The organism is Streptomyces morookaense (assembly GCF_013030945.1).
In the GTDB taxonomy this organism is placed as follows: Bacteria; Actinomycetota; Actinomycetes; order Streptomycetales; family Streptomycetaceae; genus Streptomyces; species Streptomyces morookaensis.
Genome location: NZ_JABBXF010000010.1, coordinates 101,339 through 126,294 on the forward strand (window position 1 = coordinate 101,339; position 24,956 = coordinate 126,294).

General features: G+C 73.1%; 22 protein-coding genes. 8 read left to right on the forward strand and 14 right to left on the reverse strand.

The genetic code is table 11. The features are described from left to right. Entirely contained in the window at positions 1–2,781 is a 2,781-nt protein-coding gene (locus HG542_RS06050) for an FAD-binding and (Fe-S)-binding domain-containing protein (protein WP_171079007.1), read from the reverse strand. A 101-nt stretch (positions 2,782–2,882) separates the two neighbouring features. Between HG542_RS06050 and serC the strand changes: the two genes are divergently transcribed. Then, positions 2,883–4,001 (forward strand): phosphoserine transaminase, encoded by a 1,119-nt coding sequence (gene serC / locus HG542_RS06055; RefSeq protein ID WP_171079008.1) that lies wholly within the window; start codon positions 2,883–2,885, stop codon positions 3,999–4,001. A gap of 30 nt (positions 4,002–4,031) precedes the next feature. On the opposite strand, the gene HG542_RS06060 is transcribed toward serC, so the two are convergent. Then, a complete protein-coding gene (locus tag HG542_RS06060) occupies positions 4,032–4,634 on the reverse strand; it encodes a TetR/AcrR family transcriptional regulator (RefSeq protein ID WP_171079009.1) in 603 nt (200 codons plus the stop codon). A 104-nt stretch (positions 4,635–4,738) separates the two neighbouring features. On the opposite strand from HG542_RS06060, the gene HG542_RS06065 reads away from it, so the two are divergent. Continuing rightward, entirely contained in the window at positions 4,739–5,500 is a 762-nt protein-coding gene (locus HG542_RS06065) for an SDR family NAD(P)-dependent oxidoreductase (protein ID WP_171079010.1), read from the forward strand. Between the two features lie 98 nt (positions 5,501–5,598). On the opposite strand, the gene HG542_RS06070 is transcribed toward HG542_RS06065, so the two are convergent. After that, positions 5,599–8,952, reverse strand: a complete 3,354-nt coding sequence (locus HG542_RS06070) for a hypothetical protein (protein ID WP_171079011.1) — start codon at positions 8,950–8,952, stop codon at positions 5,599–5,601. 307 nt (positions 8,953–9,259) lie between these two features. Beyond that, complete coding sequence (pip, locus tag HG542_RS06075; RefSeq protein ID WP_171079012.1) at positions 9,260–10,225, reverse strand: prolyl aminopeptidase; 966 nt, start codon at positions 10,223–10,225, stop codon at positions 9,260–9,262. Positions 10,226–10,282: 57 nt separating this feature from the next. On the opposite strand from pip, the gene HG542_RS06080 reads away from it, so the two are divergent. Further along, complete coding sequence (locus tag HG542_RS06080; protein ID WP_171079013.1) at positions 10,283–10,702, forward strand: TIGR03668 family PPOX class F420-dependent oxidoreductase; 420 nt, start codon at positions 10,283–10,285, stop codon at positions 10,700–10,702. 56 nt (positions 10,703–10,758) lie between these two features. Beyond that, complete coding sequence (locus tag HG542_RS06085; RefSeq protein ID WP_171079014.1) at positions 10,759–11,337, forward strand: L,D-transpeptidase family protein; 579 nt, start codon at positions 10,759–10,761, stop codon at positions 11,335–11,337. Between the two features lie 12 nt (positions 11,338–11,349). Here the strand turns inward: HG542_RS06085 and HG542_RS06090 are convergent, their stop codons facing one another. From HG542_RS06090 to HG542_RS06115, 6 genes are all read right to left on the reverse strand, one after another. Further along, complete coding sequence (locus HG542_RS06090; protein WP_171079015.1) at positions 11,350–13,290, reverse strand: ABC transporter ATP-binding protein; 1,941 nt, start codon at positions 13,288–13,290, stop codon at positions 11,350–11,352. A 76-nt stretch (positions 13,291–13,366) separates the two neighbouring features. Continuing rightward, positions 13,367–14,110: a helix-turn-helix transcriptional regulator gene (locus tag HG542_RS35915; protein ID WP_171079016.1), complete on the reverse strand. Its 744-nt coding sequence runs from the start codon at positions 14,108–14,110 to the stop codon at positions 13,367–13,369. A gap of 72 nt (positions 14,111–14,182) precedes the next feature. Further along, a complete protein-coding gene (locus tag HG542_RS06100) occupies positions 14,183–14,668 on the reverse strand; it encodes a lasso peptide biosynthesis B2 protein (protein ID WP_171079017.1) in 486 nt (161 codons plus the stop codon). Next, on the reverse strand, positions 14,665–14,922 hold the full coding sequence (locus HG542_RS06105) for a lasso peptide biosynthesis PqqD family chaperone (protein ID WP_171079018.1): 258 nt from the start codon (positions 14,920–14,922) through the stop codon (positions 14,665–14,667). The genes HG542_RS06100 and HG542_RS06105 overlap by 4 nt, the downstream gene beginning before the upstream one ends. A 17-nt stretch (positions 14,923–14,939) precedes the next feature. Further along, entirely contained in the window at positions 14,940–16,796 is a 1,857-nt protein-coding gene (locus tag HG542_RS06110) for an asparagine synthase-related protein (RefSeq protein WP_171079019.1), read from the reverse strand. 32 nt (positions 16,797–16,828) lie between these two features. Further along, positions 16,829–16,942 carry a keywimysin-related RiPP gene (locus HG542_RS06115; protein ID WP_171079020.1) on the reverse strand — a complete coding sequence of 38 codons (114 nt, stop codon included), beginning with the start codon at positions 16,940–16,942 and terminating at the stop codon, positions 16,829–16,831. A gap of 262 nt (positions 16,943–17,204) precedes the next feature. On the opposite strand from HG542_RS06115, the gene HG542_RS06120 reads away from it, so the two are divergent. From HG542_RS06120 to HG542_RS06130, 3 genes are all read left to right on the forward strand, one after another. Continuing rightward, on the forward strand, positions 17,205–17,879 hold the full coding sequence (locus tag HG542_RS06120) for a GDSL-type esterase/lipase family protein (protein ID WP_171079021.1): 675 nt from the start codon (positions 17,205–17,207) through the stop codon (positions 17,877–17,879). A gap of 99 nt (positions 17,880–17,978) precedes the next feature. Next, entirely contained in the window at positions 17,979–18,845 is an 867-nt protein-coding gene (locus tag HG542_RS06125; RefSeq protein WP_171079022.1) for an AraC family transcriptional regulator, read from the forward strand. A gap of 91 nt (positions 18,846–18,936) precedes the next feature. Beyond that, on the forward strand, positions 18,937–19,911 hold the full coding sequence (locus HG542_RS06130) for an aldo/keto reductase (RefSeq protein ID WP_171079023.1): 975 nt from the start codon (positions 18,937–18,939) through the stop codon (positions 19,909–19,911). A gap of 212 nt (positions 19,912–20,123) precedes the next feature. On the opposite strand, the gene thpR is transcribed toward HG542_RS06130, so the two are convergent. The 4 genes from thpR to HG542_RS06150 form a co-directional block, all read right to left on the reverse strand. Further along, positions 20,124–20,690, reverse strand: coding sequence for an RNA 2',3'-cyclic phosphodiesterase (gene thpR / locus HG542_RS06135; RefSeq protein WP_171079024.1), 567 nt, complete (start codon positions 20,688–20,690; stop codon positions 20,124–20,126). Between the two features lie 162 nt (positions 20,691–20,852). Beyond that, a complete protein-coding gene (locus tag HG542_RS06140) occupies positions 20,853–22,259 on the reverse strand; it encodes an MFS transporter (protein ID WP_171079025.1) in 1,407 nt (468 codons plus the stop codon). 79 nt (positions 22,260–22,338) lie between these two features. Further along, complete coding sequence (locus HG542_RS06145; RefSeq protein WP_373313105.1) at positions 22,339–22,788, reverse strand: MarR family winged helix-turn-helix transcriptional regulator; 450 nt, start codon at positions 22,786–22,788, stop codon at positions 22,339–22,341. A gap of 134 nt (positions 22,789–22,922) precedes the next feature. After that, positions 22,923–24,410, reverse strand: coding sequence for an NCS2 family permease (locus HG542_RS06150; RefSeq protein WP_171079027.1), 1,488 nt, complete (start codon positions 24,408–24,410; stop codon positions 22,923–22,925). A 264-nt stretch (positions 24,411–24,674) separates the two neighbouring features. Here HG542_RS06150 and HG542_RS06155 point away from each other — a divergent pair, with 264 nt between their 5' ends. Further along, positions 24,675–24,929 (forward strand): DUF2530 domain-containing protein, encoded by a 255-nt coding sequence (locus tag HG542_RS06155; RefSeq protein ID WP_171079028.1) that lies wholly within the window; start codon positions 24,675–24,677, stop codon positions 24,927–24,929. The last annotated feature ends 27 nt before the right edge of the window (positions 24,930–24,956 follow it).

The window sequence follows — 24,956 nt, forward strand, 5'->3', positions numbered from 1 at the left end:
TCACAGCCCCTCCGCCAGCACCTCCGCCAGGTGGCGCGCCCGGAGGCCGCCCGCCAGCTGGGTGATCTGGGTGCGGCAGGAATAGCCGTCCGCCAGGACCTCCGCCCCCTCCGGGCGGTCGCGGAGCGCCGGAAGCAGTTGTTCCTCCGCGCATGCCACCGAGACCGCGTAGTGGCCGCGTTCGAAGCCGAAGTTTCCGGCGAGGCCGCAGCAGCCTCCGCTCAAGTTGCCGGTCAGGCCGGCCGCTTGCCGGAGGCGGCGGTCCGCCGCGTCGCCCAGGACCGCGTGCTGGTGGCAGTGCGTCTGGCCGGTGATCGGGCGGTCGATGCGGGGTGGCCGCCAGTCCGGCGCCAGTTGTTCCAGGGCCTCGGCGAAGGTGCGGACGGAGGCGGCCAGTTGGTGTGCGCGCGGGTCGCCGGGGAGCAGCTCCGGCAGGTCGCTGCGGAGGGCGGCCGTGCAGCTCGGTTCCAGGCCGATGACCGGGAGGCCCGCGGCCAGGGCCGGTTCCATCACGTCCAGCGTGCGACGCATCACCGTGCGGGCCCGCGTGAGCCGGCCCGTCGAGACCCAGGTCAGGCCGCAGCACACCGGGGCCCGCGGGACGGTCACCCGCAGTCCGGCCGCCTCCAGGACCGTCACGGCCGCCCGTCCCACCTGCGGGGACAGGTAGTTGGTGAACGTGTCCGGCCACAGCACCACGTCCCCCATGCCCCGCCCTCCCCACCACCGCATGAACGGCTCCCGCGCCAGCTCCGGAATGGCCCGTTCCGGCGCTACGCCCGCGACCCGCTTGGCCACCGCCGCCAACGGCGGTAGCGCCGCCAGCCGGTTGAGCAGCGGCGCCGCGCCCGACGCCGCCCGCAGCCACACCGGCAGCCCGCCCAGCACGTAGTGCGCGGCGGGCCGCACCCGCCCCGCGTAATGGTGGTGCAGGAACTCCGCCTTGTACGTCGCCATGTCCACCCCGACCGGGCAGTCGCTGCGGCACCCCTTGCACGACAGGCACAGGTCCAGCGCCTCGCGCACCTCCTCCGAGCGCCACCCGTCCCGCACCACCTCCCCCGCCAGCATCTCGTGCAACAGCCGTGCCCGCCCTCGCGTGGAGTGCCGTTCGTCCCTCGTCACCCGGTACGACGGGCACATCACCCCCGCCCCACCGGTCACCGTCTCCCGGCACTTGGCGACGCCCACGCAGCGCCGCACCGCGGCCCGGAAGTCCCCGCCGTCACCGGGGTAGCCGAACTCGACGTCCACCGGCTTGCGGACGGCGAAGCGCAGGTTCTCGTCCAGGCGGTACGGGCGGACGAGCATCCCCGGGTTGAGGCCGCCCGCCGGGTCCCACAGATCCTTGAAGCGCGCGAAGAGCCGGACCATCTCCTCCCCGTACATCCGCGGCAGGAGCTCGGCCCTCGCCTGGCCGTCGCCGTGTTCGCCCGAGAGCGAGCCGCCGTGTGCGACGACGAGCTCCGCCATTGCATGCGAGAACTCCCGGTAGCGACGCACCCCGTCCGCGGTCAGCAGGTCCACGTCGATGCGCACGTGCACGCAGCCCTCGCCGAAGTGGCCGAACGGTGCGCCGCGCAGCCCGTGCTCCGTCAACAGGGCCCGGAAGGCGCGGAGATACGCGCCGAGCCGCGCGGGCGGAACCGCGCAGTCCTCCCAGCCCGGCCAGGCCTCGCCGCCGCCGGGCAGCCTGGTCGCCGTGCCGGCCGCGTCCTCGCGCACCGCCCACAGGGCGCGCTGCGCGGCCGCGTCGGTGACGACGAGCCGGCCGCACGCGTCTGCTGCCCCGCTCAGCGCCTCCGCCCGCGCCGCCGCCTCCGCGGCCGTGCTGCCACCCGCCTCCACGAACAGCCAGGCCGTTCCCTTCGGCAAATCGCCGGCGCGGTCCCCGGGGACGAGGTCGACGGCCATGCCCTCCACGGTCAACGGGCCGTGCGGCAGGAGAAGATGGGCCGCGTCGGCGGCCGCGCTCTCGTCCGGGTAGCCGAGCACGGCCAGCGCCCGGGCCGCGGGCGGTTCGACGAGGCGCACCGTCGCCTGCGTCAGCACCCCCAGCGTGCCCTCGCTGCCGGTGAAGGCGCGGGCCACGTCCGTGCCCCGCTCCGGGAGCAGCGTGTCGAGGGCATAACCCGAAATGCGGCGCGGCAGGTCGGGGAAGCCGGTGCGCAGCGCCGCCAACTGCTCGCCGACCAGGGTGCGCAGGCCGTGTGCGAGGCGGTCCGGCAGACCCTCGTATCCCCGGCCGAGCCGGGCGGGCTCGCCGCCGTAGGTCAGGACGTCCAGGGTGCGGACGTTGTCGGCCGTCGTCCCCCACGCCACCGAGTGGGCGCCGCACGCGTTGTTGCCGATCATGCCGCCGAGCGTGCAGCGGCCGTGCGTGGAGGGGTCGGGGCCGAAGGTGAGCCCGTACGGCCGTGCCGCGGCCCGGAGTTCGTCGAGGACGGCCCCCGGCTGGACGACGGCGGTGCGCGCCTCGCGGTCGACGGCCACGACGGCGTTCATGTGGCGGGTGAAGTCCAGGACGACGCCCTCGCCCGTGGCCTGTCCGGCGATCGACGTGCCGCCGCCGCGGGCGACGACGGGCACGCCGTGTCCGCGGCACACGGCGAGGGCCGCGGCGACGTCGTCCGCGTCGCGCGGGGAGACGACGCCGAGGGGCACGCGGCGGTAGTTGGAGGCGTCCATGGTCGTCAGTGCGCGGGCGGAGGCGGAGAAGTCGACGGTGCCGCGCACGGCGGCGCGCAGTGCGGCGTGGAGGGCAGCAGCAAGATCGGCCATGGGGGGAGCCTGCCCGTCCGGAGCCGGACGTCACCGGACAGATCGTCTCATCGGGTGGACGCAACTCCTCGGCGGGCAGGCGCGGCCGATAGTGTGCCCCCGTGGCTGATATCCAGATCCCCGCCGACATCAAGCCCGCCGACGGTCGCTTCGGCGCGGGCCCGTCCAAGGTGCGTCCGGAGGCGCTCGCCGCCCTGGCCGCCACCGGAACCTCCCTGCTCGGCACGTCCCACCGCCAGGCCCCGGTGAAGAACCTGGTCGGCCGGGTACGGTCCGGCATCCGCGAGCTGTTCTCGCTGCCCGAGGGCTACGAGGTGATCCTGGGCAACGGCGGCTCCACGGCCTTCTGGGACGTCGCCACCCACGGCCTGATCGAGCGCAAGTCGCAGCACCTGTCGTTCGGCGAGTTCTCGTCGAAGTTCGCCAAGGCCGCGAAGCTCGCGCCGTGGCTGGAGGAGCCGACGGTCGTCTCCTCGGAGCCGGGCACCCACCCGGAGCCGCGGGCGGAGGCGGGCGTCGACGTCTACGCCTTCACCCACAACGAGACCTCCACCGGTGTCGCGGCCCCGCTGCGCCGGGTGGCCGGTGCGGACGAGGGCGCGCTCGTCCTGGTGGACGCGACGTCGGGCGCGGGCGGCCTGCCCGTCGACATCGCCGAGACGGACGTCTACTACTTCGCCCCGCAGAAGTCCTTCGCCTCGGACGGCGGCCTGTGGCTCGCCGCCTTCTCCCCGGCGGCCCTGGAACGGGCGGCCCGCATCCACGCATCGGGCCGGCACGTCCCGGAGTTCTTCTCGCTGCCGACCGCGATCGACAACTCGCTGAAGAACCAGACGTACAACACCCCTGCCCTGTCCACCCTGTTCCTCCTCAACGAGCAGCTGGAGTGGCTCAACGGCCAGGGCGGCCTGGACTGGGCGGTGCGCCGCACCGCGGCCTCGTCGCAGGCGCTGTACGGCTGGGCGGAGGCGTCGAAGCACGCGACGCCGTTCGTGACGGACCCGGCGAAGCGGTCGCAGGTGATCGGCACGATCGACTTCTCGGACGACGTGGACGCGGCGGCCGTCGCGGCGACGCTGCGGGCGAACGGCATCGTGGACACGGAGCCGTACCGCAAGCTGGGGCGCAACCAGTTGCGCGTGGCGATGTTCCCGGCGATCGAGCCGGCGGATGTCGAGGCGCTCACGGTGTGCATCGACTATGTGATCGAGCGGCTGTAGCCGCCGCAGGCCGGGCGGGACCGCGCCCCCTTACGGGGCGCGGCGCCCCGGCCACGCCCCCAGCGCCACCTCCACCGTGCGCTGCAGTTCCTCGCGTGTGGCGCCGCTCGCCGCCTGGACGGCGAGGCCGGCGCTGATCGTGCCGATGTAGCCGGCGAGTGCGGCGACGTCCGTACCCTCCGGGAACTCCCCTTCCCGCTCTGCCCGTTCGAAGCGCTCGCGCAGTGCCGCATCGGCCGCGCGGCGCCGCGCCACCGCCTCGTCGCGGACCGGGCCGGCCTGGTCGCTCGTGGCCAGGGCGCCGTGGATCATGAGGCAGCCCGGGCCCTCCTCGCGGGTGGTCACCTCGACGACGCCGCGCAGCAGATGTTCCGCCACGGCCCGCGCCGTCGGCTCCTCCAGGGCCTCGTGCACATGACGCGCCGGACCCTCCCGATAGCGGTCGAGGCACTTGCGGAACAGGGCCTCCTTGTTGCCGTACGCGGCGTACAGGCTCGGGCGGTTGATGCCCATCGCCTCCGTGAGATCGGAGAGCGCGGTGCCCTCGTAGCCGTGCCGCCAGAACACGCGCAGGGCGCGGTCCAGACGTTCGTCGACGTCGAACTCGCGCGGACGTCCGGCCGTCGTCGCCATGGCGGCTCCCCTCGGAGGGCTTCGGATGACTTCTGTATCGATCGGTATGGTAGCGTCCCTCATTACGTACCGATCGGTACAGAAGTCGTCAGGGGAGGGCTCTCATGAGCAGCAGCACCAAGGCATTGGCGGGCAAGGTCGCACTGGTGACGGGCGGTTCGCGCGGTATCGGGGCCGCCACGGCCCGCGCGCTGGCCGAGGCCGGCGCGCATGTGGCGATCAGCTACGCCGCCTCGGCGGAGAAGGCCGACGGGGTCGTGAAGGAGATCGAGGACGGGCACGGCGTCCGCGCCGCCGCCTACCGGGCCGACCAGGCGGACCCCGCCCAGGTCGCGGAGCTGGTGGCCCGCGTGGCCGCGGACTTCGGGCGGCTGGACGTCCTCGTCAACAACGCGGGCGTGTTCGCGCACGGCACCGTCGACGAGCAGGACCCCGACACCGCCGCCCTGGACCACCAGCTCGCCGTCAACGTCGGGGGCGTGACGGCCGCGATAAGGGCCGCGTCCACCGTGCTCGGCGAGGGCGGGCGCATCGTCACGATCGGCTCCAACCTCGCGGCACGGCCCACCTCCCCCGGCATGGCCGACTACGCGGCGACCAAGGCCGCCGTCGTCGCCTACAGCAAGGGCGCCGCCCTCGACCTGGCCCCGCGCGGGATCACCGTCAACGTCATCCAGTCCGGTTCCGTCGACACCGACATGAACCCGCAGGACGGGCCGACGTCCGACGCACAGCGGGCGGCCAACGCGATGGGGCGGTACGGGCGGCCGGAGGAGATCGCCGCGGGCGTCGTCTTCCTCGCCTCTCCGTCCGCCTCGTTCATCACGGGCACGACGCTCAACATCGACGGCGGATACCTGGCCTAGGCGCCTCCAGCCGGTGCGCCCGTCAGGGGCGTTGGGAGGTGCCCCCAGCGCCCCTGACGGGGCCCTGGGCGCGCCCACGCGGCGGAGCCGCATATCCCTTACGGGGCGCACAACTCCAGTGCCGCATCCCGCACATCCGCATGCCCGTGCCGCCTCAGCCCCCGCAGCCGCTCGCGCCAGGGCGCGGCCCACCCGGTGCGGCGGCCGCCCGCCGCGGTGAGGGTCACCGCGAACAGGCCGGCCGCACAGCCGCCGTCCGCCGCCAGGGTGTCGGCCGCCGCGGCGAGGTCCGTACCGCCGACGTTGCGCTCGCGCAGCCGGCCGTCCAGCGCACCGGCCGTCCGGACCGCGAGCGCGGGCCGGCCCTCGTGCAGCCGGGCCAGCCGCAGCAGCTCCGCCGCCAGCGCTTCCGGCGCGGCATGCAGGTCGGCGGCCTGCACCAGCACCTCCGCCGCCTGGGGGACGAAGTCCCCGTGACCGGCGAGGAATTCGGCCACCTCCACCACCGCCGCACGCATCGGCCGGAACCGGCCCCGCGCCGCCACGTCGCCCGCCAGGTGCCGCACCCGCCTCCGGGCCGGACGGTCCCGGCCGGGCTCCGCATCGGCGACGTCCGGCGCGGCGTCGGCCGCGATGAGCTCCGCCAGCGCGCCCGTCAGCGGGGTGACGGGCGCACCCTCGGTCACGATCCTGCACAGGGCATGCGCCGCCGCCTGCCAGCTCGACCGGTTGTCCAGATCCGTGACGGCCGCCGCCAGCACCCCGGCCGCCTTCGGTGCCCAGCGGGCCCACTCGCCGAGTGCCCGGTACCCGGCCTCCGCGACCTCGGGGTCGTCGGTGTCACACAGGGCGCAGACCAGCTCCGCATACCGGGCCCGGTGGTGCTCCGGCAGGCCGAACGGCCACGTGCGCAGGACGGCCAGGCGCAGTTCGCGCCGCCCGGTCGCGGCGGATTCCAGCAGGTCCCAGGCCTCCTCGCAGGACAGCAGCCCGGTCGTGAACGCCACGCACGCGGCCTGCACGTCGTGGTGCAGGCCCGGCTGCGCGCAGGCCTCGGCGAGCAGCGACACCGCTTCCCGCACCGGCAGCACGGTCGCGGCCAGCCGGGCCGCCTCCTTGCGGCTGGTGACCTTCACGCCCTTCTCCGCGAGCAGCAGCCCGCGCAGCATGCCGGCCAGCTGCGACGGTGCGACGTAGCGGCTCGCGCGGGTGGCCGCGTAGACCGCGACCCGGGCCCGGTCGCTCCCGGCGTGGGCGAGGAGTGCGGGCAGCTGGTCGCCCGGGCGCCCGGTACGCGCGAGGCCGGCCAACGCGGCTTCCGCCAGGCCGACTTCGGGGGACTCCGCGTGACGCAGGAGGATCTCCGTGCCGTGCTCGGGCACCCGGGCGGCGAGGTGGAGCGCCGTGACGCGCTGATGCATATGGAGCGAGGCGTCGTCCGCGGCACGCCCCACCATCCTTGCGGCGGCGGCCCGTTGACGCGGCAGCCAGCACGCCGCACCGTGCACCGGCGGCAGCCAGTGGCTGCCCGCGCGCAGGAACCGCCCGTACGGCGGCGTCCCCGTCAGCACGGCGTCGAGCAGGTCCGTACGACGCCGGGCCAGGATCCCGGACACGGGGTGCAGCGTGGCCACCGACGGATCCACGGCGAGGACCTCCGTCAGCCGCTCGTCGCGCGCGGCCGGGTCCTCCAGCCACAGGGCGACGGCCGTGCGCACCGTGTCCTCGCCGCCGTCGTCGATCGCCCGGCGCAGGAGCGCCTGCAGGCCGGGCAGGTTGCGGGCGCGCCGGCCGAGCGAGCGGGCCAGGGTGAACGTCAGCGTGTAGTCGGCCATGTCCGCGTCCGTCTCCAGCCAGGAGCGCAGGGCCTCGTAGACCTGGTGCTCCTGGCCGCGGCGCAGGCCGCCGAACCGCACGCGGTCGGCGCCGGCCAGGCGGCCGAGGGTGCGCATCGCCCAGTCGGTCAGCTCGCGCCCGCCGGTGACCGCGTGCTCGCGCAGCAGGGCCACGGCAAGGTCGTTGAGAGCGCAGCGGCCCTGCCAGGACAGGTCGCGCGCCTCGCACGCGTCGGTCGTGATGCGTTCCAGGTGCGGCGCGGCGGCGTCCGTGAACAGCGCCGGGTGGATCCGGGCCAGCGCCTCCAGCGCGGGCGAGCGCACGGGGTCCTGCTCGTTGCGCAGCCGCGTCAGGCCGGCGAGCAGACCGGTGACGACGGCGGGGTCGCCGGAGCGCCCGGCGTTGCGGAACAGCATCCGGTAGCCGTGGGCACGGTCGTCGGCCGCGGAGCGGCGGGTCGCGGCCAGCAGCTCCTCGCGGGCCTCGGCGGCCGGCAGATGCGCGACGGCCTCCAGGACCCTGTGCCACGACGCCCCGCGTTCGCGCGCCTGCGCGGCCATCCGCCGCGCCTCGGCCTCGCGCCGCGTATGCGGCAGGACGTCGAGGAGGGCGTCCGACAGCACCGCACGGCTCATGTCCCGGCCGGCCATGGCCGCGTCGTAGGCCGCCGCACGGCGCGTCGGCGGCACCTCGCGCAGCAGGCGGACGAGCGCGGCGTCGTCCTCGCTCAACGCGCGTGCGAGCTCGGGGAGTTCGGCCGGAGCGTGCTGCACGAATGCACGCAGCACGGGACGGGGGAGGGTGCGGCGGTCCTCCGGGTGGCGGTCGGGGGCGAGCAGCAGACGGGCGGTACGGGCGGGGTCGGCCGCCGCGAGACGGCCGAGCCGACGGCGGACGGGCCAGGGCAGCGATCCCGTGCAGAGGTTCTCCAACAGGCCCAGCACACGGTGCGGTTCGGCCTCGGACGCAGCCGCCACCGCTGCCGCATGCGCGTGCCACCAGCCGTGCCGCCGGGCCTCGGGGAGTGCGGTGAGCTCTCCTTCCGCCACGTCGAGGATCACGGCCGCGTGCCGCACGGCGAGCCGATTCCAGCCGACGACGGCGTGGAACAGGCCGGGCAGCAGCTCCGCGACGGTCTCCGTGGAGCAGGCGGGCAGCAGCCGCACCGCCTCGCCGTCGCCCCAGCGCTCCCGCAGGGGGCGCACGAGGGCGTCGGCCAGCGCGGTCCGCCGGCCTGCGACGACGGCCCGGAGCAGCGTGCGGCGTACGGCGGCCGGGGCGTCGTCCAGGGCGGCCGTCACGGCGGCGTCCGGGACGAGGCCGTGGCGGACGGCGGTCGCGGCGTACCCGCGGACGACCGGGTCGGGGTCGGCCGGCCGGGCCGCGAGCCAGTCCGCCTCGCGGCAGGCCCAGGCGGCGTGGGCGGCCAGGGCGCGCTCGTAATGGCCGCCGCGGCGGTCCAGTTCGTCCAGGACTGCGCGCAGGGCGGCCGGTCCTTCGGCGGCGTTCAGCCCTCTGGCCTCCACGGCCGTGTGGCGCATGCGCTGCGGGTAGGGCAGCGCGTCGAGGGTGGCGAGGAGGGCGTCTGTGTACGCCGCGGGGGACTTCAGGGGCATGGGGAGGATTGTGGCCGCGACGGTGGCGTTCGGCCCAATGCATTTTCGGCTGCCAGGGCGCCCCGTAAGGGGCGCGGGGCTGTTGACATATGCGGCTCCGCCGCGTGGGCGCGAGCAACCACGACGCGCCCGCAGTCGACGTCCCCGGGGCTCCGCCCCGAACCCCAGGGGCGGTGTGTCGACTGCGGCCCGGTGGGGGCTGGTCGCGCAGTTCCCCGCGCCCCTGACGGGGCGCCTCTGCTCGCGCCCACGCGGCGGAGCCGCATATCGACACAGCCCCGCGCCCCTTACGGGGCCCTACGGGCCCCTAAGGGCCGGCGAAGCCGTCCAGCGCCGCCAGCACATGGCCCCGCATCGTGGCGCTGCCCAAGTGCCCCGCGTCCTCGACGACCGTCAACTCCGCGTCCGGCCAGGCGCGGGCGAGTTCCCACGCCGTCACCAGCGGACCGCCGAGGTCGAGGCGGCCGTGGATCAGTACCCCCGGGATGCCGGCAAGGCGACCCGCGTCGCGGAGCAGCGCGCCCTCCTCCAGCCAGACGCCGTGCGAGAAGTAGTGCGCGCAGATGCGGACGAGGGCCTGGCGGGCCGCGGACGGCCGGCCGCCGTAGAAACCGCGGACGCCGGCCGGCTCCCGGGAGAGCACCGTGTCCTCCCAGGCGCACCAGTCGGCGGCGGCCCGCTCCCGCACCGCCGGGTCCGGGTCCTCCATGAGGCGGGAGTACGCGCCGAGGATGCCGGGCACACCGCCGTCCACCGTGCCGGACCCCGCCCGGAACCGTTCCCACTCCTCCGGGAAGTACCGGCCGACGCCGCCGTAGAGCCACTCCGTCTCCGAGCGCCGCGTCGTCGTCACATCCGGGATGACGATCCCGGTGACCCGGTCCGGGTGCCGCTCCGCGTAGGCCAGGATCAGCGTCGATCCCCACGAACCCCCGTACAGCAGCCAGGAGTCGATGCCGAGGTGCTCGCGCAGCCGCTCCATGTCGGCGATCAGGTGATGCGTGGTGTTGTGGAGCAGGGACGCCTTCGCGGGATCGCTCGCATGCGGGGTGCTGCGGCCGCAGCCGCGCTGGTCGAAGAGGACGACACGGTAGCGGGCGGGGTCGAAGTACTGCCGGGTCCGTGGCGTGCACCCGGAACCGGGGCCGCCGTGGACGGCGAGGGCGGGGGTGCCGCCCGGGTTGCCGCAGACCTCCCAGTACACGAGGTTGCCGTCGCCGACGTCGAGCATGCCCGAGTCGTACGGCTCGATCGGCGGGTACAGCCCGGCCATGCCGTCACACCTCCGCCCTCCGTGAGGATTCCGCTCGGTGAGGATACGGTCGGCATCATGCGACTGGAACCGGCACAGGCCCGGAAGCTCTTCAAACAGGCACGGGTGGCCCGGCTGGCCACGTCGGACCCGACGGGCAGGCCGCACATCGTCCCCATCACCTTCGCGCTCGGGCAGGACGTGCTGTACTTCGCGGTCGACGACAAGCCGAAGAGTTCACAGCCCCTGCGCCGCCTGCGCAACATCCGGCAGAACCCCCAAGTCAGCGTCCTGGTCGACCACTACGCCGACGACTGGACCGCGCTGTGGTGGGCGCGGGCCGACGGGCACGCCGAGATCTGGACCGACCGCGACCAGTGCGGCGGCCCGGTCGGTCTCCTGCAGCGGAAGTACCCGCAGTACGCGGCACATCCGCCGGAGGGCCAGGTGGTGGCCGTCGAGGTCACGCGCTGGACCGGCTGGACGGGAGCGGAGTGAGGCTCGGATCCGTAACGCCCGGGGGCACGACAACGACATCAGGGGGAAGCACCGTCATGCGCACTCTGCGGAGCAAGCCGGGGGTACTCGCGGTCCTGGCGGTCGCGGCCGTCACGTCCGGGTCGGCACCCACCGCCGCGAACGCCACCCCGCAGGCAGCGGGCAGCAGTTACACCTACCTGGAGTTCAAGAAGGGATCCGACCCGCTGAACTCGCGCCTGCGCTTCGTCCAGGTCCAGCGGACCAGCGGGGACCGCACCCGCACCACCGTCCTCGACAGCTGGCGCGCGGGATCCGGCAACGGCAGCAAGGACACCTGCGCGACGAACCGGGGCTGGCTGCCCGACGGCACCTACACCATCGGCACCTACTACCCGCACCACGACGGCGGCCCGCACGGCGTCAACGGCATCGCATGGGACATCGGCAACCACAAGTGCCACACCGGCAAGTGGCGCACCGAACTGTTCATCCACAGCAGGATGCTCCCCGGCGGCGCCCAGGGCAGCGGCCCGTACCGGTGGACGGGCACCTACACGTCCAACGGCTGCATCAAGCTCAGCCCGCACGACATCCGCGAGCTGCAGAGCCGGTGGAACAACTACCCGCACCCGGGCAAGCTGTACGTCGACTGAGCCGCCGACCGGTCACGGGGCGAACTGGTCCGCCTGCAGGTTGTAGTACGAGGCGTACAGGGAACCGGGACGGGCCAGGAGGGCGGCGTGCGTGCCCTGTTCCGCCAGGCGGCCGTGATGGAGCACGTAGATGGTGTCGGCGTGGCGGCACGACGCCATGCGGTGACTGATCAGGATGACGGTGCAGCCGTCCGCCGCGAGTTCGCGGATACGGGCGAAGGCGGCGATCTCGGAGCGGGCGTCGAGTGCGGCGGTCGGCTCGTCGGCGATGATGACGGAGCCTTCCCGGAACTTCGCCCGGGCCAGGGCGAAGTGCTGCCACTGGCCCCCGGAGAGATTGACGCCCTCGCTGTAGTTGCGGTCCAGCAAGGTGTCGAGTCCCTTGGGGAGTTCGGCGATCACCGCGTCGGCCTCCGCATAGGCGGCGGCCCGGTCGATCCGGCCGGGGTCCGGTCCGACGTCCGGCCTGCCGACGAGGATGTTGGTGCGCGCGGTGAACGGCCAGCGCATGAAGTCCTGGGCGATCAGGGTGACATGCGCGAAGAGGCTGCTGCGGTCCAGATCCGTGATGTCGGTGCCGTCCCACGTGATCCGCCCCTTGTCCGGCATGTACAGCCCGGCGAGCAGCTTGCTGAGCGTGGTCTTGCCGGATCCGTTCTCGCCGACGAGGGCGATGATCTGGCCCCGGCGGACGGTCAGGGACACGTCGTCGACCGCGGGCGCGGACCGGTCCGGGTAGGTGAACGTCACGTTCTCCAGGCGGATTTCGTCCGGGGGTTTGCCGACGTCGCTTCCGTCGCGGGGGATGGCCCGTTCGACGGCACGGACGACGGCCCGTTCGAGGTCGGTGTAGAAGAGGGATTCCTCGTAGAGCTGGTTGACCTGGCCGACGAACGAGCCGAGTTGAAGGGTGCTGGTCCGGATCGCGATGACCGCGGTCCCGGCGACCGCCAGCGGAATCATGCCCGTCGTGAGGAGCACGCCCAGCACGACGAAGGTGGCGGCGGTCGCGATGCCGGACCCGGCGCCGGCGGCCAGGCCGGTGGCGGCCTCGGCGCGGGCCAGGCGGGCCTGCTCGTCCTCGCCCTCCTGCGACATCGCCTCGAAGTGGCGGAGCAGATAGGGCCCCACGGCGTGCACCCGTATCTCGGTGGCGGTGTGCTGCTCGATGAGCAGGCCGGCGAGCTGGTGGCGTTTGCGGAGGTGCTCCAGCCAGGCCTGGATGCTGCGGTACCTGCGCCGGGCCGAGCGGACGGCACCGCAGCCCTTGGGGAGGGCGATCAGTACGAGCATCGGCAGCAGGACGGGGTGGAGCACGGCCAGGACGCCCGCGGCCGAGGCCAGGGAGATCAGTGCGTTGACGACGGCGACGTTGAGGTGGACCATCCGCCGCGCGGCATCGGTGCCGTACTGCGCGGAGTCCAGCAGCCGCCGGAACTCCGGGTCCTCGATGGCCGCCAGCTCCGCCCCGATCACCGGCCGGAGCAGCTGCACCGCGGCCGCCCGCTCGACCTTCGGTTCCAGCCGTCCGGTGGCGGCCTTGGAGATCTCGCGCAGCACCGCGACCAGGGCGCTGGCGGCGGCGACCCACGCCAGGGACGGAAGCGCGGCCTCGACCCGCTGTGCCGTGGGCGCGGCGGCGAACAGCCGGACCAGCACGCGGTTGGTGGCGAGCAGTCCGAAGGCGGCGCCGAGCCCCTGGCCGGCCTCCGCCGCGGCGACCGTGCACAGGGCCGTACGGTCCACCGACCAGGCCAGGCCGGCGGTCCGGGCGACGAGGTGCGGAATTCTGCGGGCCATGGCCAGGAACGACATCTGCAGGCCGGCCTGTTCGTGCCGCGCGAATCCGCGGTCCAGCACCCGGCGGCCGCCGAAGAGTTCGTCGTCCGCCGTGCGCGGCGCCGCCGGAGGCGCCGTCGCCTTCCGCCGTATCCGGCCGAGCAGCCCGCTCATGCCGTACCCCCCGTTCCGGTGTCCGTCCGTGCAGGTGCGATGGTGTGTGCCGAGTGCCGGGGCGCCCCGGAACCACTCAGGTGCAGGATCCGTGCGGCGGCTCCCCGGCCGTCGGCGGGCGGGCCGGCTCGACCGCCTGTGCGGGGCCGGTGCAGGCGCCCGAGCCCGCCAGCCGGAAGCCCAGCGCCATACGGGAGTTGGTGCCGAAGCGCCGCTGGAGCCGGGCGACGACGGTGCGCACCGTCCGTGCGCTCACCCCGGTGCGGGTCGCGGCCTGCTCGTCGGTGGCTCCCGCCAGCAGCAGGGTGGTGATCCCCAACTCCCTCAAGGAGAGCCCGGCCGCCCCCGTCCTCCCCGTCTCCTGGGGCAGCGAGCAGGCCCACAGGGCCTCGAACAGCGTGCGGTGCGCCGTCGCCAGCGCCCCTTTGCACAACAGGGCCGCGCCGCGGGCGCCGGACCGGTCCATCGGCACCACCGAGTACCGCCCGTCGAAGACGAACATCGGGAGCGCCGGTACGGCGGGGAGACCGCAATGGACCCGTATCTCGGGCCCGTGCCGGGCGACTTCGTCGAGCCACCGCACCGCCGGCCGGCACCGCGCCGTGCTCCCCTCGACGAGCACCCGGCTGTGTTTGCGCGCGGCCAGAAGGCGGCCCCAGGCCGCCGGCGAGCTCCGGAGGGCCGAGGGCAGCACGCTCGACACGTGCTCCGCCCCGGCCAGCAGTTCGGCGAGACGGCACTCGAGAGCCTCTGGGCCGAGGAGGATTTCGAGGAAGTCGGGCAGATGATCGAGGAGGTTTCCGACAGATTCTTCCGACACCGCCACAAGTCAAGTCCTTGCCGAATCGCAGCTGTTCTCCGTGCGTGATGTTCTACCTACAGCACTCGGAACCTATTCGGCGGACAGCCGAGACCGGGCCAGATCTACGTCACCGGCAGACACTTCCGGTGCTGCCGGTTTCACCGGGGGCACCGTGAACAATGCACGGAAATAGCCTGCGGGCACCGATTCGTCCACGAGGCGGCCCTGTGCCTCCACCCAGGCGTGCGCACCGGGCGGCGGCAGCGCCCGCACCCCCACGCACCAGCTCGGCCAGGTGCCGCGCACCCTGCACACCAGGACCGTCGCCAGGGAGCGCGGCAGGCACCCCTTGGGGCCGCTGCACCGCAGGCTGGCCGCGAGGACGGCGTTGCGCGCGGCGCTCGCCTGCGCGTACGTGGCGGGACGGGCACCGTGCCGCAATGCGCCCAGGACAGACCGGAGACGGTACGGCGGTAACAGGGCCAGCAACCGGGCGGCCACCACCGCGACGCGCGCGAGCATCCTGGCCCGCCAGGGGACCGGGTCGGGGCGGAGCAGCGCCGCGGGCGAACTCACGAGGTCACCAGCCTGGCCTCGTGGAGGGCGGCCACCAGGGCGGCCACGTCGCTCCGCGCCTGCTCCGCGCCCACGTCGAACGTCGTGATCAGCGCCTCCGCGGCCTCCTCCGGATCATGCCCTTCGAGCAATATTCGGATCACCGTGGCCCCGGTGCGGTTGAGTTGCCAGTACGCACCGGTGCGCTCGTCGAGCAGCACCGTGCCGTATTCGGTGTCCACGGTGGAGAGGTGGGATCGGAAGTGCAGAGCCATCGGTTCCAGCCTCCTGCTCAGGATGTGCCGGCGGTCGGCAGTACGGCGGACGGTCGGTTGTCGAGGGTGCGCAGCCAGATCTCGCACGCGATCGTCGAGTAGAGGACGGACTCGCGCAGTTCGGGCGTGTCCGGCCGCAGCGCCAGGTCACGCAGCCGTCCGGCGTCGACCAGCCCCATCCGGGCCAGCCTCGACCCGCCCCACAGCGCCAGCAGGTCACCACGGTGCCGGCGCAGCCCCTCGGCTGCGTCCAGGGACGCGTGCGCCTTGGTGGAACGGGCCAGGCACTCGTCCGGGACGACCCCGCGCATCGCCGCCACCAGCAGCGGCTTGTACTCCCAGGGCGATACGCGGTCCTCCGGGCGGACCGCCAGGCACTCCCCGATCACCTGGTCGTCGAAGTACGGGTGGGAGGTCGGCAAGCCCTCCCGCACGCACGCCCAGTCCCACTGGCGGATGATCCGCGTGGTGCTCCTGATCTGCGAGATGTCCAGGTGCTCGCCGCGGGTGGGGGCCATGGGCTCGGCGGACCCGGCGGCCTCGCGGAGGAGTTCCCGGACCATCCGGTGCGCCTCGGGCGTCACCCAGGGGAAGAGCCGCGGCGGCATGCCCCAGCCCAGGGCCCCGGCCACCCCGGAGGGCCGGGCACTCCCCAGCTCGCCGGCGGCGTCCCGCAGATACCGGCGGTACGGGCGCGCATCGGCGAGTTCCCGCACCATGCCGGTCAGCGGCCAGGTCCACAGGGCGCGGAACCCGCGCAACTGCCGCAGCGCGAAAAGGGGTTTGCGCCGCAGCAGCGTATGGAAATGCGCCTCGGCCGACCAGGCCACGTGATCACCGCCGATGCCGGTGAGATGACGCCGGCTGCCGCGGGCGAGCAGGGCGGGGAAACGGGTGACCAGCCGGGCCCGGTCCATCACCCCGATCGTCGGCTCGTCGAGCGCGTCGTCGATCCTCAACAGGTCCTGGTAGACGAAGGGCTTGGCCTCGGGCGACCAGACCACGTGCTCCACGTCGGGCAGGTGGGTCATGGCGAGCCGCGCCCACGCCAGGTCGTCGTCCCCGGGGTCCCGGCCGGGCCGGGTGCCGGCCACGACACGGGCCTTGCCATGCGCGGCGAGGAAGGTGATGGAGGTGGAGTCGAGGCCGCCGGAGAGATCGCAGCTGACCACGCCGCCCGCATCGGTGCGCACCTGTACGGCCTCGGCGAGGACGTCGCGTATGGACTCGGCCTGCGCGGCCAGCGGCCGCACCGGCTCCGGCGGCGTCCACCAGCGCGTCCGCCGGTGGTCGCGCCCGCCGGGCGTGATCTCCAGCGCTTCGCCGGCCGGCACGGACTCGACGCCGCGCCAGAGGCACTGGTCGGGCAGCGGATGCGGCATCGGCCACAACAGCCGTGCCGCGACCTGCCGTTCGTCGACCTGCGCGCCGGTGAGCGCCGCCAGGGTGTCGGCCCGGTCGGCGGCGATCTCCATGCCGCGTATGCGGGTGTGGAACACCAGGCGGAGGCCGGAAGCGGGACCCTGGATCCGCGTCACCCCGTCGACCAGCGCCACCAGATGGAAGCAGCCCGGCAACCGCCCGGCCAGCGCGCCGAGTCGGGCGGTGTCGCGCAGCCGCACGGCCTCGGCCTCCAGCCACGCCTCGTCCACCGCATGGTCACCGATCACGACGAGCCGGGTGCCGCGGACGGCCGCGGCCACCAGCTCGCCCTCGGCCCACCGCCCCACCAGCCATGGCCGCCCCGAGGGGTGGCACAACCGTGGCGCTTTCGCGCCGCCCATGAGCGGAGCCACGGCGAGCGCGGCGGCACGGTCCGGCAGGACCGCGAAGCACGACTCGCCGTGGCCCGGCATGACGCTCGGTTCGGACATCGCAGTCCTCGGCGTCTCAGCCGTTCGTCCCGTCAGACGTGCTTGTCCAGGACGAGCTCGTCGTTGCCCCTGAGCCCGAGGAGACCGGTGATCTCGCGGAATTCGCCCATCGCGACGAGCATCGGGGGCTCGTAGGCCTGCTTCATGGTGTCCTCCTCTTTCCCGGTGGATCGGGCCGGCCGGCCCGAGAGCAGCGGTCCGGAGCGCTCAGCTCAGAAGGTACGAGGACGCCCGGTGCCTCCGGAAGGTTGAGAGGGCTTCCGGAACCGGCAACTGCCGGAAGCGGAGAAGCGCTTGGCAGGGGGCGCGTCCAGTGGGTACGGCGGTCGTGCGGCTGCGGGTTCGTCGTGGCCGGAGTCCCCACGCCCCGGCGGAGCCGCCCCCGTGTTTGGATGCACCATGCGTTTCATGTTCGTCGGCGACTCCATGACCATCGGCAGCGCCGGTGACCTCACCTGGCGGTACCGCATGTGGCAGCACCTGTGCGCCACCCACGGCCGGCCGTTCCGGATCGTCGGGCCGCGGAGTGCGCTCTACGAGCCCGCCGCCGACGCGGCCGTCTCGCACGCCTACGGGGCGCCCGAATTTCCCGAGCGGTACCGGGCGCATCTCGCCGGGTGGGGCGAGGGATGGTGTCATATGGCGCCCCTCATCCAGGACGCCGTGCGCACGCACCGGGCCGACACGCTGTTCGTCTCCCTCGGGCTCATAGACCTCGGCTTCTACACGAACCCCGAGCAGACGGCCGGCAATGTGCACCGCTTCGTCGCCGAGGCCCGCGCCGCCAATCCCCGTGTACAGGCCGTGCTGCTGCCCGTGCTCCCCAACGTGCGCATCCTCGGCGACCCGGCCTTCGCCGCGCAGTGCGAGCACTTCAACGAGCTTCTCGCCAAGGCCGTCGCCGACCTCGACCGGCCCGGGTCGCCGCTGCTGCTCGCCTCTCCCCCGCCCGGCTGGGACGTCACGCTCGACACCTACGACGGCACCCACCCCGGTCCGCACGGCGAACACCGCCTCGCCGCCGCCTTCGCGGACGCGATGCACCAGGCCTGGGGAATCGGCGGGCCCTACGCCCCCGCCTGACCCCGCCCGACCCGACCGTTCCGGGCACAGGATGTCGGGTCCGGCAGGACGCGTCCTCCGTAGCGTGAACGACCGTAGGAAGGAAGGAGGACCGGGGACATGCTGGAGCACCTGAACCGGGCCCTGGAGCACATCGAGGAGCACCTCGACCGGCAGATCGACGTGGCCGAACTGGCCCGTATCGCCGTGACGTCGGAGTACCACTTCCGCCGGATGTTCTCCGCGCTGGCCGGGATCCCGCTGTCCGAGTACATCCGGCGCAGGCGGCTCACCGTCGCCGGTGCCGAGGTGCTCGCCGGGGAACGGACCCTGCTCGACGTCGCCGTGCGCTACGGCTACACCTCGGGCGAGGCGTTCGCGCGGGCGTTCCGCGCCGTGCACGGCATCGGCCCGGGCGAGGCCCGGCGAACCGGTGCGGCCCTGTGTTCCCAGCCCCGGATGTCCTTCCGTCTCGTCGTCGAAGGGATCAGCAGCATGCAGTACCGAGTCGTGGAGAAGGACGAGTTCCGGATCGTCGGGCGGAAGGCCCGGGTCCCGCTCGTGCACCAGGGCGTGAACCCCGCCATCGCCGAGTTCGTCAAGGGGCTGGGGCAGGAGACCGTGCAGCGCATCACGGCACTGTCCGACGGTGAGCCCGGGGGGATCCTCGCCGTGAGCGACGACCTCGACCCCAGCCGTGCGGAGGGCACCGAACTCGACTACTGGCACGGCGTGGTGAGCAGCGCCGACGTGCCGGAGGACCTGGAGGCGCTCACCGTCCCGGCGGGCACCTGGGCCGTCTTCGAGAGCTCCGGCCCGTTCCCGCAGGCACTCCAGTTCCTGTGGCGGGACGTGTTCACCCAGTGGTTCCCGTCGAACCCGTACCGCAGCCGGCCGGGGCCGGAGATCCTGCGCGTGCGGGTCCTCCACGAGGGCCGGGCCGACGCCGAGCTGTGGATACCGGTGGAGCGGGAGTCCGACCGCTGACCATGAGCGGCCCATCCGGGTGTGCACACATACGTGCACACCCGGACAGCCTCTTGAATCGAGCGTACGCAAGGGCGTTGGCTAGGGGCCCATGGAGTACACGCAGCTCGGACGTACGGGACTCAAGGTCAGCCGGATCGTTCTCGGCACGATGAACTTCGGGCCCCGCACCGACGAGGCCGACAGCCACACCATCATGGACGCCGCGCTCGACGCGGGCGTCAACTTCTTCGACACCGCCAACGTCTACGGCTGGGGCGTCCACAAGGGCCGCACCGAGGAGATCATCGGCACCTGGTTCGCCCGCGGCGGCCACCGGCGGGACCGGGTCGTCCTGGCCACCAAGGTGTTCGGCGGCATGCAGCCCGAGGGCGAGCCATGGCCCAACGAGGACCGGCTCTCCGCGCTCAACATCCGGCGCGCCGTCGACGCCAGCCTGCAGCGGCTGCGGACGGACCACATCGACCTCTACCAGTTCCACCACGTCGACCGGGCCACGCCCTGGGACGAGATCTGGCAGGCCATGGACGTCCTCGTCCAGCAGGGCAAGATCCTCTACGTCGGCTCCTCCAACCACGCCGGCTGGCACATCGCCCAGGCCAACGAGGCCGCCCGGCGCCGCAGCACGCTCGGCCTGGTCAGCGAGCAGTGCCTGTACAACCTCGCCGAGCGGCGCGCCGAGATGGAGGTGCTCCCGGCGGCGGAGGCGTACGGGCTCGGGGTCATCCCCTGGTCACCGCTCGGCGGCGGCCTGCTGGGCGGCGCGATCCGCAGGGCGGCGGAGACCGGCAGGTCGGCGGACGCGCTGGCGAAGACGGGGATCCGGGAGCGGATCCAGGCCTACGAGGACGTGGTCGACAAGCACGGGCTGGAGCCGGGCGAGGTGGCGCTGGCGTGGCTGCTGACCCGGCCCGGGGTCACGGCGCCGATCATCGGGCCGCGAACCGGGGAGCAACTCGACTCGGCGCTGCGGGCCGTCGAACTGACCCTGCCCGAGGAGCTGCTGGCGTCCCTCGAAGAGATCTTCCCCGGGCCGGGGCCGGCGCCGGAGGCGTTCGCCTGGTGACATCGGGTGCGGGTTCGTCGTGGCTGGTCGCGCCCGCGCGGCGGAGCCGCATGGTGTAAGCGTCCCGCGCCCCTGACGGGGCGCGGACGCCGTCACTTCACGGCTGCCACCACGGCGACGACGACGAGTATCACGGCAAGCGCACCGGTCATGATCCGGTTCCTGGTCTTGGGGTCCACCCGACGAGCGTAACCGGCCGGACGGCCGACCCGTCATCGCCCCAGGTCCCAGGCCTCGACGAGCTCGTAGCGAGGCCGCTCGCCGGGCACGCCGCCGGCGGGCAGCCGGCTGCGGATCAGTTCCAGGCGCCCCGCCGTCCACGGGGTGCCCCGGAAGTCGGCGAGCCCTGCCGCGTACGGTGCCAGGGCCACCCGGCCCGTGGCCGAGCGGGCGAGGGTGAGGTGGGGGTGGAAGGGGCGCCTGTCGTCGACCGCCACCCCGGCCCGGCGTGCCCCCGCCGCGGCCGAGCGGGCCAGCCCGCGCAGGGTGTCCGTCTCGCCCTGCACCCCCGCCCACAGGATCCGGTCCCCGAACCGCCCGCCGCCGGCGAACCGCAGCTCGTGCGGCGGATGCCGGTGCGCGGCACGGGCGAGCCGCTCGGCGAGCTCCGGCAGCCGCTCCTCGTCGACCTCGCCGAGAAACGCGAGCGTGAAGTGCCAGGTGTCCGGCCCGGCCCAGCGCAGCCGCCCGGCCCCCGGCAACGAACGCAACGGCGCCACGGCGGCGGCCAGTTCCGCGACGGCGGAGGGGGGTGGGGTCACGGCGACGAACAGACGCATGGTGTCAGTGTGACGCGGATCCCCTGGAGGCGCGGTTCTTCGACTGCGGGTCGGCTTCGGTTGCTCGCGCAGTTCCCCGCGCCCCTACGGGGCACGGATGCCAGGCGCCCCGTAAGGGGCGCGGGGAACTGCGCGACCAGCCACAACGGGCCCGCACCCGAACTACCGGGCAAACGCCTCCGGCGCCACCGCCTGCCGGGGCACGAACGTCAGATGCGGCCGCCCCGGCCGAAGGTCCACCCTCAGCCGCAAGCCCCCGGCACGGGCGAGCGCAAACCCCACCCCACCGGCAGCCGCCAGCGAGATCACCCCGCCCGAGATGAACCCGACCCGCGGCCCGTACGCATCCGTCACCCACCCCACCAGCGGAGCGCCCAGCGGCGTGCCGCCCATGAAGACCATCATGAAGAGGCTCATGACCCGGCCCCGCAGCGCAGGGTCGGAGGCCAGCTGGATGCTCGAGTTCGCGGTGACGTTGATCGTCAGGCCGAACATCCCTATCGGGACCAGCAGCACGGCGAAGACCCAGAAGTCCGGCGCCAGCGCCGCCACGACCTCCAGCACGCCGAACGCCGCGGCCGCGCCGATCAGCAGCCGCTGCCGCGAGCTGCCGCGCCGCGCGGCGAGCAGCGCGCCCGCCAACGACCCTGCCGCCATGAGCGTGTTGAGCAGGCCGTACGTCCCGGCTCCCGCGTGGAAGACGTTGTTGACGAACGCCGTGAGCCAGATGGGGAAGTTGAAGCCGAAGGTGCCGATGAAGCCGACCAGCACGATCGGCCAGATCAGTTCGGGCCGTTCGGCGACGTGCCGCAGCCCCTCCCTCAACTGGCCCTTGCCGCGCGGGGCGCGCTCGACCTTGTGCAGCTCCGAGGAGCGCATCATCAGCAGCGCGGCGACGGGCGCGGCGAAGGAGAGCCCGTTGAGCAGGAACGCCCAGCCGCTGCCCACGGCGGTGATCAGCACACCGGCGACGGCGGGGCCGACGAGCCGGGCCGACTGGAAGTTGGCGGAGTTGAGGCTGACCGCGTTGCGCAGGTCGGCGGGACCGACCATCTCGGAGACGAAGGCCTGACGGGCGGGGTTGTCCACGACGGTCACCACGCCCAGCACGAAGGCGATGAGGTAGACATGCCAAACCTGGACATGTCCGGAGAGCGTCAGCACGGCGAGGGCGAGTCCGGTGGCGCCCATCGCGGCCTGCGTGACGACGAGCAGGCGCCGCTTGGGGAGCCGGTCGGCGATGACGCCGCCGTAGAGCCCGAACAGCAGCATGGGCAGGAACTGCAGGGCCGTGGTGATGCCCACGGCCGCGGAGGAGCCGGTCAGGCCGAGGACCAGCCAGTCCTGGGCGATGCGCTGCATCCACGTGCCGGCGTTGGAGACGACCTGTCCCCCGGCGTAGAGGCGGTAGTTGCGGATGCGCAGTGAGCTGAAGGTGCCCCCCTTGGCGGGCGCGACAGGCGCGGCGGGCGCAGCGGATGCGTCCTCGCCCTGCAGGGAGGTGGTGCGGGTGTCGTCGTCGTGGCGGTTCGGTGCGGGTGCGGAGTCTGCTCCGGGTCCCGTACTCAAGGTGGGTTCGCCTCTCTCTCCGTGCGGCGTACTCCGTGCGTCGTGCGGCAGGCCCCCGGCCCGGCCGGGTCCGAGGTCCCTACAGGTGTGCGAGCTTCTCCAGGACGGGTGCGGCGGCGCGCAGCGTCGCCCACTCGTCCTCGTCGAGCTTTCCGGCCAGTTCGGCGAGCCAGGCATTGCGCTTGCGCCGGCTCTCCTCGAGCATCGCCTCGGCCTGTTCGGTCTGCCGGACCACCTTCTGGCGGCGGTCCTCGGGGTGCGGTTCCAGCCGGACCAGGCCCTTGGCCTCCAGCAGCGCGACGATGCGCGTCATCGACGGAGGCTGTACATGCTCCTTGCGGGCGAGCTCGCCCGGGGTGGCGGAGCCGCAGCGGGCGAGGGTGCCCAGCACCGACATCTCGGTGGGACTGAGCGACTCGTCGACCCGCTGGTGCTTGAGCCTCCGGGAAAGGCGCATGACACCCGACCGCAGTGCGTTGACGGCGGCCGTGTCCTCGGAGCTGGTGCGGGATGAATCCGGCATGTTCATTAGATTAACTCATTACCTGGACTAAGGAAAGTGGGGCACGAAGGGCGCACCGGTGCAGGAGGAAAGCACATGGGCGGCCGGGCACGCGGCCCGGCCGCCCGTCGCGGCCTCGTACGCTGCTGAGCGCGGCTTGACTACTTCACGCCCAGCGCCTGCTCGATCGGGTCGAGCATGAAGTACACGAGGAAGCACAGCCCGACCGCGTTCAGCAGCCAGGGGATCTCCCGCGCCCGCCGGTCGGCGATCCGCAGCAGGATGAAGGCGAGGACGCCGATCCCGATCCCGTTGGTGATCGAGTACGTGAACGGCATGGAGATGACCGTCAGGAACGCCGGGATCGCGATGGTGAAGTCGCTCCAGTCGATCTCCCGGACGTTGGACGCCATGATCAGGAAGCCGACGACCAGCAGGGCCGGGGTCGCCGCCTGCGAGGGCACCACGGTGGCGAGCGGGGTGAAGACCAGGGCCAGCAGGAACAGGCCGCCGGTCATCAGGTTGGCCAGGCCCGTGCGGGCGCCCTCGCCGACGCCGGCCGTGGACTCCACGAAGCAGGTGTTCGCCGAGGACGAGCCGAGGCCGCCGGCCGCGACGGCGATGCCGTCGACCATGAGGATCCGGCCCATGTTCGGCAGCTGGCCCTTCTCGTCCATCAGCCCGGCCTCCTCGCCGACGCCGATGATCGTGCCCATCGCGTCGAAGAAGCCGGACAGCAGCACCGTGAAGACGAAGAGGCAGCCGGTCAGCAGCCCGACCTCGCGGAAGCCGCCGAAGAGGCTGATGTGGCCGATGAGCCCGAAGTCGGGCGCCCCGACGATGTGCGACGGCATCTTCGGCACGCTCAGGCCCCACGCGGTGTCCGGCAGCCCGGCGGCCGCGTTGACGACGATCGCGAGGACGGTCATGGCGACGATGCCGATGAGGATCGCGCCGCGCACCTTGCGGACGACGAGGACGAAGGTGAGCGCGAGCCCGAGCACGAAGACCAGCACCGGCCAGCCGTGCAGCTGACCACCCTGGCCGAGCGAGAGCGGGACGGTGGTGTGCGCGGCGTCCGGGTTGCGGGAGACGAAGCCGGAGTCGACCAGGCCGATCAGCGAGATGAACAGGCCGATGCCGATGGCGATCGCGCGGCGCAGCCCGCCCGGGATCGCGTCCATCACCCGCTGCCGCAGCCCCGAGGCCACCAGCAGCATCAGCACCAGACCGGCCAGCACGACCATGCCCATGGCGTCGGGCCAGCTCATCTTGGGGGCGAGCTGGAGCGAGACGACGGCGTTGATGCCGAGGCCCGCGGCGCAGGCGATCGGCACATTGCCGATCACGCCCATGAGGACCGTGGAGAGCCCGGCCATCAGGGCGGTGGCGGTGACGAGTTGGGCGTTGTCCAGCTGGTGACCGAACTTGTCGTGACCAGCCCCGAGGATGATCGGGTTCAGCACGACTATGTAGGCCATCGCAAAGAACGTGGCCAGACCGCCGCGGAGTTCACGGGAGACGCTGGAGCCGCGCTCGGTGATCCGGAAGTACCGGTCGAGGGCGTTCCGCGGCTCGGGGGCAGGGTCACCGGCCGGGCCGGTGGATATCTGGGACGGGGCGACCGCAGGGCTGGCCGAGGTGGTCATGCATGGACCTCAGTCGTTCGGGCCGGGGAGGGCCGGGACAGAAAGAAAAGGATCACGATTGGAGGATCAAACAAAACCACTCAATCAAATCCGGGCTTATTCAGTATGAACAAACAAAGCCTGGATGGCGAATCCCGTGCTCAGCGCCCCGCAAGGGGCGCTGGGGATACCCCAGCGGTGGCTGGGGGAGGAACTGCGCGACCGGCCACAGCGGACCCGCACCCGCAGAACCCCGTTTCCGGCGGAGCGCATAGGCTGAACGCCATGACGAAGTGGACTCCCCGGCACGAAGCGCCCGAGCCCCTGGAGGGCCCGGTCGTCGGCACGATCACCGGCGGCACGATCCTGTGGTTCGTCCTCTTCCTCGTACAGCTGCCCTTCTACGGCTGGTTCCGGGACCACGGACACCTGTGGTGGCTGTGGACGTGCCTGGCGGGCGGCGGGCTCGGCCTCATCGGCATCTGGTACGTCCGCAAGCGGGACGCCGCGATCAAGCGGCACCGGGCCGCGCAGGGCTGAGCGACCGCTCCAGCAGGTGAACGGGCC